10 protein-coding genes and 1 pseudogene are annotated in these 8360 nt (G+C 66.5%); 4 read left to right on the top strand and 7 right to left on the bottom strand.

Annotated elements, in window-relative coordinates; all coding sequences use genetic code 11:
* The 6 genes and pseudogenes from Q7T84_RS18105 to Q7T84_RS18080 all read right to left on the bottom strand — a co-directional run.
* Positions 1–2281, bottom strand: a pseudogene (locus tag Q7T84_RS18105) (TonB-dependent receptor); the annotation flags it as partial.
* A 143-nt stretch (positions 2282–2424) separates the two neighbouring features.
* A complete protein-coding gene (locus tag Q7T84_RS18100) occupies positions 2425–2694 on the bottom strand; it encodes a DUF1294 domain-containing protein (RefSeq protein WP_304811655.1) in 270 nt (89 codons plus the stop codon).
* Positions 2695–2701: 7 nt separating this feature from the next.
* Positions 2702–3337 (bottom strand): N-acetyltransferase, encoded by a 636-nt coding sequence (locus Q7T84_RS18095; RefSeq protein WP_304811653.1) that lies wholly within the window; start codon positions 3335–3337, stop codon positions 2702–2704.
* Positions 3334–3897 carry a demethoxyubiquinone hydroxylase family protein gene (locus Q7T84_RS18090; protein WP_304811652.1) on the bottom strand — a complete coding sequence of 188 codons (564 nt, stop codon included), beginning with the start codon at positions 3895–3897 and terminating at the stop codon, positions 3334–3336. Before Q7T84_RS18090 ends, Q7T84_RS18095 begins: the two co-directional genes overlap by 4 nt.
* Positions 3894–4409: a disulfide bond formation protein B gene (locus Q7T84_RS18085; RefSeq protein ID WP_304811648.1), complete on the bottom strand. Its 516-nt coding sequence runs from the start codon at positions 4407–4409 to the stop codon at positions 3894–3896. Before Q7T84_RS18085 ends, Q7T84_RS18090 begins: the two co-directional genes overlap by 4 nt.
* A gap of 43 nt (positions 4410–4452) precedes the next feature.
* Positions 4453–5031, bottom strand: a complete 579-nt coding sequence (locus Q7T84_RS18080) for a YqaA family protein (RefSeq protein ID WP_304811642.1) — start codon at positions 5029–5031, stop codon at positions 4453–4455.
* Positions 5032–5195: 164 nt separating this feature from the next.
* Between Q7T84_RS18080 and Q7T84_RS18075 the strand changes: the two genes are divergently transcribed.
* The 4 genes from Q7T84_RS18075 to Q7T84_RS18060 are packed head-to-tail and all read left to right on the top strand — an operon-like array spanning position 5196 to position 7978.
* Positions 5196–6194, top strand: a complete 999-nt coding sequence (locus tag Q7T84_RS18075; RefSeq protein WP_304811640.1) for an isoaspartyl peptidase/L-asparaginase family protein — start codon at positions 5196–5198, stop codon at positions 6192–6194.
* A gap of 9 nt (positions 6195–6203) precedes the next feature.
* Positions 6204–6479 carry a hypothetical protein gene (locus Q7T84_RS18070; protein WP_304811638.1) on the top strand — a complete coding sequence of 92 codons (276 nt, stop codon included), beginning with the start codon at positions 6204–6206 and terminating at the stop codon, positions 6477–6479.
* Positions 6480–7487, top strand: coding sequence for a fumarylacetoacetate hydrolase family protein (locus Q7T84_RS18065; protein ID WP_304811637.1), 1008 nt, complete (start codon positions 6480–6482; stop codon positions 7485–7487).
* A complete protein-coding gene (locus Q7T84_RS18060; RefSeq protein WP_304811635.1) occupies positions 7484–7978 on the top strand; it encodes a MarR family winged helix-turn-helix transcriptional regulator in 495 nt (164 codons plus the stop codon). The genes Q7T84_RS18065 and Q7T84_RS18060 overlap by 4 nt, the downstream gene beginning before the upstream one ends.
* Before the next feature lie 11 nt (positions 7979–7989).
* Here the strand turns inward: Q7T84_RS18060 and Q7T84_RS18055 are convergent, their stop codons facing one another.
* Positions 7990–8298: a hypothetical protein gene (locus Q7T84_RS18055; RefSeq protein WP_304811633.1), complete on the bottom strand. Its 309-nt coding sequence runs from the start codon at positions 8296–8298 to the stop codon at positions 7990–7992.
* Positions 8299–8360 lie beyond the last annotated feature (62 nt).

Raw genomic sequence — 8360 nt, 5'->3', positions numbered from 1 at the left:
GATAGTAGATCGACTCGTTGGTGGTGATCTCGGGCTGCTGGAAAAGACCGGTCGTGCGCGGGCCGGCCGAGGTCAGGAAGGTAAACTCGGTGTCCAGCCAGGTGATGTTGCCGTTGAAGCCGAAGCCGTCGAAGGGCTCGGGCAGGAAGGTGAAGGCCTGCTGCACGGCGAATTCCACGCCGCGGATCTTGGCTGACTCCGCGTTGCGCGGGGTGGAGACCAGCACGCTTTCCGGGCCGCGTCCGACGTCCAGCGTCTGGGTCGAGGACAGGGTGAAGATCTCGTTCTCGATCTCCTTGGAGAACACCGCCAGCGAGACCATGCCGTCGCGCGGATAGTATTCGACCGACAGGTCCAGGCCCCGGCTCTCGCGGGCCTTCAGGCCCGGATTGCCGCGTGACAAGGTCGCCTGACTGCCATCGAAGGTCAGGTTCTCGGTGGCGGCGAGCGAGTCATAGTCCGGGCGGCCGATGGTGTTGGTCCAGGCCGCGCGAACGACTAGGTCCTGCATCGGCTTCCATTCCAGGTGCAGGCTGGGCATCCAGTTCCCGTAGGAACCGGAGTTACTGACCGGGGTCAGCACGCCGCCGGCGCTGCGCACGGCGTCGGACTCGACCTCGGTGCGCTCATAGCGCAGGCCGCCAAGCAGGGTGAAATCGCCCCACGCGTAGCTGGCCTGGGCATAGGCGGCGTAGATGTCTTCCTTGACTTCATAGTCGCCGGTCGGGGCGGTGACGCTGGTGACGAACCGGCCCCGATTGGCGTTGAAGAAGGCCATGGCCTGGCTGGCGTCGATGCGCGGCGACAGCAGGTAGCGGCCGGCGATCAGTTCGCTGGGACCAGGCTTATCGACCTCGGCCAAGGTGTAGACGAAGCCCGATCCGGCCCGATAGTTGGTCTGGCTTGAGTTGAACTCGCGCTTGGTGCTGCGCAGTAGGCCGCCGAACTTGGCCTTCAGGTTGCGATCGTCCGCGCCTTGGTCGAAGGCGAGATCGAAACGCACCTGGCCGGTCTTTTCCGCCGCCTCGGTCAGCGAGTCGCGGTGCTGTTGCAGCACGAAATTGGCCGGGTTACGCGCCGCGGCGTCGTTTACCGACGTGAAGACCGGGAACAGCGGATTGGTGGTGTCGTAGTTGAAGGCGTAACTTCCGGCCTGGGCGTCGACCGTGCGGAACTCCACCGAGTGGTTTGGCACCTCAAGCGCGGCCTGCGAGTAGACGAGGTCGCCGGACGCGGTCCACTGCGGGGCGAAGTCCCAGGAAAATTCCGTCCGCGCCAGGCTGATCTCGCGCTTGGTGATCGGCTGGTTCAGTTGAACGACGCCGCGGCCACGGGCGAAGAAGCCGCTGGTCGGGGTCTGGTTCGCCACATTGCCCAGCGGCTCGACGCGGTACTCGATCCGCTCCTCGTCGTCCTCCATGCGCGCAAACAGGCCCGAGGCCTCCCAGCGGAAGGTGTCGGTCGGGCGGTATTCGATCTTGGCGTTAAAGCCGCTGCGCTGCTTGGTGTTGTTGTACCAGAACAGGCGGCTGTAGGTCGGAACCTGGATGCCGTTGCCGGTGGGGGCGCCGGAGGCCACGGGCGCGCCGGCGGCGGTGTATTCCCGCACCGACGGGCTCTGTGATTCCACCTGCGGGATGTCGTAGTCGAGCTGCTCGTGCGAGGCGCCGATCACCACGCCCCACTGGTCCTGGTCGCCGAAGGTCATGCCGGTGGCGAAAGCCAGGCGATAGGACGGCTTGTCGTTGCGCACGCCGCCGCTGCGCTCATAGTCGCCATAGGAGGCCAGACCGTTGAAGAACGGCCGGCCCATGTCGAAGGCGCTGCGGGTGGTGACATTGATGACGCCGCCGATGGCGTTGCCGTCGTTCTCGGGTGTGACTGTCTTGATGACTTCCAGCCGGCCGGCCATCACCGAGGGGACGATGTCCATGGGTACGGTGCGGCCGCTTTCATCGACCGAGGCGACCAGGGCGCCGTCGATGGTGGTCCGATTGTAGGTCGAGCGCAGGCCCCGGATGACGGGGAAGCGCGGCTCGCCCTGGTCTTCCATCACCGAGATGCCGGGAATGCGGCGCAGGGCGGCGGCGGTGTTGTGGTCGGGCATTTTGCCGATGTCGTCGGCCGAGACCACGTCCGCGACCACGAAGGTCTCGCGCTTGACGGCGATGGCGGCCCGCTGGGCTTCGCGCTGGCCGGTGACGACGATCTCGTCGACCGCGCCGTCATTTGCCAATTCGTCGGCCATCGCATGGCCCGAAAGCGCCGTGGTGGCGAGTAGAAAGGCGGCGCAGCCGCGCGCGCGAGAACCGAAAGACATAGGCGAAAACCCCCGATCAAACTGAAACCGGGGAGTAGGAAGGCTGCGCGACGTTGCGGTGACTGGCTGATGACGGGATTACGAAACACCCCGGTCGGCGGGCGCTACCCCTCGCGGGTCAGCAGCACGATGGCCAGGACCGCTTGGGTCGCGAAGATCGCGACGAGGATGTTCGCGAAGGGCTGTTTGCGGGTCTTGTGGCGGAAGAACTGCTGCGCCAGCACCGAGCCGAGACCGCCGCCGAGGGCGGCCAGGCCAAGCAGGGTCTTCTCGGGAATACGCCGCGCGCCGACCGTCGCGCAGCGCTTGTCCCAGCCGAACAGCAGGAACGCCGTCAGATTTATGCCGGCGAGATAGGCGAGGGTGAGCGCCACCTTGGGCTCAGCGCGCCTCGCGCCACATGGCCCACATCTGCGGGGCGTCGGGTTGCGGCCTCAGCACCTCCATCACCTCGAACCCATGCCGACGATAAAGCGGCAGGTTGGCGGGGCTGGAGGATTCCAGATAGGCGGGCAGGCCCTTTTCATCGACGCGCGCCAGACCATGGGCCAGCAGTCGCGATCCGACGCCGAAGCCCTGCGCCTGCGGGGTCACGCCCAGGAACCAGAGATAGGCGTGAGGCGGGCTCCTGGGATGATGCTTCTCCATCACCGCGCGCATCGACGACATCCGCGACAGGCGCGAGAGGCCGGTGGCCTGAAGGATGATCGGAAGCGTACGCAGCTCTTGCAGGAAGGGGGTGGGACCCAGGCTCTCGGACGGCAACCAGACCGCGGCGGCGCCGCCCGTGGCCGGCCGGAACACCTCGCCATCGGTCAGCGCCATGGCGACCAGCAGGTGGAACAGCTTCAGCCGCGCCGCATCGTGCCGGGCGTCGGCCCGCAGGAACCAGTTGAAGATCGGATCGGTGGAAAAGGCGGCGGCGAGGTCTTGCGCCACCGCCCCGGCGTCGGCCCGTCCAGCGGTGGCCGGGGCGTCTGCGCCTCTGCGCAGGGCGGTGATCTCTTCGTCGGTCACAGCTTCTCGCTGATCTTGATGGCGGCCTTGCAGCCGGCGCGGATCACCGCGGACAGGATCGGATAGCCGGGCGCCTCGCGAGCGCCTTCCTCGACGGCGTGGTCGCGGTGGGCCAGTTCCTCGTCGCGGAACTTGGAAAGCTCGGCCGCCAGTTCGGGATCACGGCCTTCAAGCTCGGCGATCTGGCTTGCGTAGTGCTGCTCGATCACGTTCTCGACCGCTTCGGTGCAGGCGTGGGCCGCCTTTTCGCCGAGCAGGGCGGTGCCGGCGCCCAGGGTGAAGGCCGCCGCGCGCCAGAGCGGCGTCATGACCGTGGGGCGAACCTGATGCTCGTTCAGCAGCTGGTCGAAGCGGGCCAGGTGGACGGCCTCATGGCCCTCCATCTCTGCCAGTTGGCCGGCGATGCGCTCATGACCCTTGGAGGCGCCCAGCACAGCGCGCTGGCCGCGATAGATGTGGACGGCGCCAAGTTCGCCAGCGTGGTCGACCCTAAGGATCTCGGCGAGGCGGGCGCTGACGGCGCCGACGCCGGGGCGCGGCGGAATGGGTTTTTCGCTCACGACGCTCTCCGTTCATGGCGCACGGCCAGCAGGCTGAGGATGGTCAGCGCCAGAGACACCAGCGCGTTCCAGCCGGCCATCGAGATGCCGAGGAACACCCAGGCGGCCTTGTCGCAGGCCGGCGGCGTGATCCTGGCGCCTTGCAGCAGCTCGGCCATCTGGCCGGCGCTGACCGAACCTGCCCCGCCGGAACAGGCGGTCGGACCTGGCCACCACTTCCACTCCGCGCCCGCATGATAAACCGCGACGCCCACGCCCACGGCGAAGATCAGCGCCAAGACGGCGTTGAACGCCACGCGCCAGCGCTCGCCGCCGCGCGTGCGAACCACGAACATCCCGGCCAGGGCGACCCAGGCCGCGACCCAATAGACCTCGCGCGCCCGCAGGCAGAGCGCGCAGGGGGCCAGGCCGCCGATGGTTTCGAAACCATGGGCGATGGCCAGCATCAGCAGCGACGAAATTAACGCCCAGAGACGCCAGCGTTGAAGGAACGGTTGGAGGAATGCGCTCATCGGTTCGGATAAGACCCTAAAAGCTTGGCCGGCCCAAGGGGCTTCAGGTGAGCATTTTCAACGCGACCACCAGGCCGACCAGGGCGACGATGCCCAGCGTGCCATAGAGGGCGATACGCTTCTCGAATTCCTTCAGCATGGCCGGGCCGAAGTACTTCAAGATCGCCGCGACAGCGAAAAAGCGGAAGCCGCGGGTCAGGACCGAAGCCCAGATGAAGGTCACCAGCGAGAACTGGGCGAGCCCGGCGGTGATGGTCACCAGCTTGTAGGGGATCGGCGTGGCGCCCTTGATGAGGATCACCCACAGGCCCCAATCGTCGAACCACTTCTCGAAGGCCAGCTTGCCATCCGCATGGCCGATCACGCTGAGCAGCCACATCCCGACGGGCTCAAGATAGAAGCCGATGGCGTAGCCCAGAAGGCCGCCAAGCACGGAAGCAGCCGTGCAGATGCCGGCATAGACAAAGGCTCGGTCCGGCCGCGCCAGAACCATCGGGGCCAGCATCACGTCCGGAGGGATCGGGAAGAACGAACTCTCAGCGAAGGAGACCGCCGCCAGGGCCTTGGAGGCATGCCGTGAGCCGGCCAAGCCCATGACCCAGTCGTAGGTTTTGCGAAACATGATGATCCAAGGAGAAGGTTGCGGTGTGTGCTAGCAGCGATGGGTAGGCTTGTCTCTCCCGCCGGGCGTTCGCCTTGCATCATTCAGGCCAGACGTGGGGTTGCGCCGGAGAGCGGCGTAGAGAACAACGCCGGCCCAAATCAACAGGTGCGACTGCTCTCCCTATGACCAAGCAAGCCGAACCCGCCCGGAAGTGGGCCATCCTCGTTCACGGCGGGGCCGGAACGATCGAGCGCAACCAGCTTCGCCCCGAACAGGAGGCGGCCTATCGCGCGGCGCTTTCCAAGGTGGTCGAGGCCGGGGCGGCTGTTCTGGACCGGGGCGGATCGGCGCTGGACGCGGTCGAGGCGGCGATCCACCTGTTGGAGGACGATCCGCTGTTCAACTCCGGGCGCGGGGCGGTGTTCACCGCCGAGGGGCGCATCGAGCTGGACGCCTCGATCATGGACGGGGCCAGCCTGGCCGCCGGGGCGGTGGCGGGCGTGACCCGAACGCGCAGCCCGCTCACCCTGGCGCGCACGGTGATGGAGAAATCGCCCCATGTCATGATGGTCGGCGCGGGCGCCGACGCCTTCTCGGCGAGTCAGGGCCTGGAGCAGGTCGATCCCGGCTATTTCGCCACCCAGCGTCGCTGGCGCAGCCTGGAGAATTTCCTGAAGGCTCACGACTTGCCGATCCCCGCCAAGCCGCCAGGCCTGGAGCAGCCCGATCCGGCTAACGGCCTGGCGCACGACGAAGGCAAGCATGGGACGGTCGGCGTCGTCGCTCTGGACCTCAAGGGCGACGTGGCGGCGGGCACCTCGACGGGCGGGACGACGGGCAAGCAGTGGGGCCGGGTGGGGGACTCGCCGATCATCGGCGCGGGCACCTACGCCTCCAACGCCTCCTGCGCCGTCTCGGCGACGGGCAGCGGCGAGTATTTCATCCGCCTAACGGTGGCGCGCGACATCGCCGCCCTGGTCGAGCTGAAGGGGATGAGCCTGCAGGCCGCGGCGGACGAGGTGATTCAGAACAAGCTCACCGCGCTGGGCGGCGACGGCGGGATCATCGCCGTGGCGCCGGACGGCCAACTGGCCTGGAGCTTCAACACCTCGGGAATGTATCGCGGCCGCGCGGCCCTGGGCGAGCCGGTGAGCGTAGGCATCTACAAGGACGAGCCGTAGGATCGCGCCATGGCCCATATTGATCGACAAGCCGACCTGACCGAAGCCGCCGAGGAGGAGATGGAGCGCGCCTGCGCCTTGGGCCGCCGCGACATGGCCGCCTGCACCCCTTGGGGCGACACCTATGAGGGCTATACCCCGGCCGGCCGCGATGTCTGCTTTGATCGCAATTATTTGTGGGTTGGTGAACCGGGCGGAGACATCTGCGTCGAGGTCGTGGTCTATTTCGCCGAGGCTTATGAAAAAGGCGTGCGTCTGACACGCGTCATCCCTCGGGAGGAATGAATGAAGCTCGCATCGCTCAAGGGCGGCCGTGACGGTCGTCTCGTCGTGGTCTCCAATGACCTGGCCTGGTGTGCCGATGCGAGCGCCATAGCCCCGACATTACAGGCCGCCCTGGATGATTGGGACAATCTGGAACCGCTGCTTCGCGGTCTGGCTGAAAGCCTGGAGCATGGCGCGGCGCCACGGGAACGTTTTCACGAACGCGAGGCGGCGAGCCCGTTGCCGCGCGCCTATCAGTGGGCCGACGGCTCGGCCTATGTGAACCACGTGGCCCTGGTGCGCAAAGCTCGCGCCGCCGACATGCCTGAAAGCTTCTGGACCGATCCGCTGATGTACCAGGGCGGCTCGGACGGCTTCCTGGGGCCGCGCGAGCCAATCCCGCTGGCCGACGAGGCCTGGGGTTGCGACCTGGAGGCCGAGGTGGCGGTGGTCACTGGCGATGTGCCATTGGGCGCGAGCCGCGAGCAGGCCCTGGCCTCGGTCCGGCTGGTGATGTTGTCCAACGACGTCTCGCTGCGAAACCTGATTCCGGCCGAGATGGCCAAGGGCTTTGGGTTTTTCCAGTCCAAGCCCGCCTCATCATTCTCGCCAGTGGCGGTGACGCCCGATGCGCTTGGGGATGCGTGGAAAGACGGCAAGCTGCACGGCGCCGTGGAGGTGGAACTAAACAGCCAGCCGCTTGGACAGGCTGACGCCGGCGTCGACATGACCTTCGACTTCGGAACTCTGATCGCCCACGCGGCCAAGACGCGGACCCTTTGCGCAGGCACGATCATCGGCTCCGGCACGGTCTCAAACCGAGGTTTGGACGGCGGTCCAGGGAAATCTGTGCAGGACGGCGGCGTGGGCTATTCCTGCCTTGCTGAGTTGCGCACGGTGGAAACACTCGCCCACGGAGCGCCCAAAACGCCGTTCCTCAAGGTCGGCGACCGGGTTCGTATTGAGATGCGCGACGCACGCAGGCACTCCCTCTTTGGAGCCATCGAACAGGAAGTCGCACCGGCGTGAACGACGTGTCCAAGCTTTCAGAGACCGAACTCCCGCCGAGCGGGCTGAAGCTGGACGACTATCTGCCCTATCGGCTTTCGGTTGCGTCCAATGCGGTCAGCGGTCTGATCGCGCGGGCCTACGAGGATCGCTTCGGTCTTCCGGTTCCTCAGTGGCGGTTGATCTGCGTGCTGGCCGAGGATGGCGCCAAGACCCAGCGGGGCATTGTCGAACGCACCGGCATGGACAAGGTGACGGTCAGCCGTGCGGCGCGGGGCCTTTCCAATCGGCGTCTGATCAAACGCTCGGATCACCACGCCGACGGCCGCTCGCACATGCTGGCCCTGAGCCGGGAAGGCGCAAGACTGCATGCGGAAATCGCCCCCTTGGCCTTGGCCTATGAGGCGGCGTTGATCGCGGGCCTAGCCCCGGCCGATGTGGCCCTGCTCAAACGGTTGCTAAACCGGCTGCAAGGCGCGGCCGATGCGTTGGGCGGCGGGGCGTTGGGATAGCGGCGTGGGCGCTAGTGCGCGGTCGCCAGTTTCAGGCCCCAGCGGTGCGAGCCCTCGCCGAACCGCAGGTGGAAGCCGTAGGTCGCGCGGCGGGTTTCGTCGCGCCAAGTCTCTTCGAACGAGACGATCATCGCGTTCTCGAGGTCCTCGGGAATGTTTTGGACGTCGACGCCGATATCACGTGCGACATTCGCGATCACGTCGCGACGATGCGCTTCGCCGCCGAAGAACAGCAAGGTCTCGCGAATGCGTTCGACGAGGTTTTCACTCGTCGTCCGCGGGTCTGCCTTGCGACGCGACTGCCTAGGAGCTCGGTCCATTCTAGTCCCCACCCAATACTGAGACGCTAGGGCTCTCTAGTTTAGCGGGTAGTTAATGTGGA

Origin of the sequence: Phenylobacterium sp. (genome assembly GCF_030654915.1) — a bacterium.
GTDB lineage: Bacteria > Pseudomonadota > Alphaproteobacteria > Caulobacterales > Caulobacteraceae > Phenylobacterium.
This window is presented reverse-complemented; position numbering and strand designations above follow the sequence as displayed.

Excerpts from the sequence above, each read along its gene's own strand:
- Q7T84_RS18085 (WP_304811648.1), bottom strand. The coding sequence starts at position 4,409 with ATGAGCGCATTCCTCCAACCGTTCCTTCAACGCTGGCGTCTCTGGGCG.
- Q7T84_RS18080 (WP_304811642.1), bottom strand. The coding sequence starts at position 5,031 with ATGTTTCGCAAAACCTACGACTGGGTCATGGGCTTGGCCGGCTCACGG.
- Q7T84_RS18075 (WP_304811640.1), top strand. The coding sequence starts at position 5,196 with ATGACCAAGCAAGCCGAACCCGCCCGGAAGTGGGCCATCCTCGTTCAC.
- Q7T84_RS18070 (WP_304811638.1), top strand. The coding sequence starts at position 6,204 with ATGGCCCATATTGATCGACAAGCCGACCTGACCGAAGCCGCCGAGGAG.
- Q7T84_RS18065 (WP_304811637.1), top strand. The coding sequence starts at position 6,480 with ATGAAGCTCGCATCGCTCAAGGGCGGCCGTGACGGTCGTCTCGTCGTG.
- Q7T84_RS18055 (WP_304811633.1), bottom strand. The coding sequence starts at position 8,298 with ATGGACCGAGCTCCTAGGCAGTCGCGTCGCAAGGCAGACCCGCGGACG.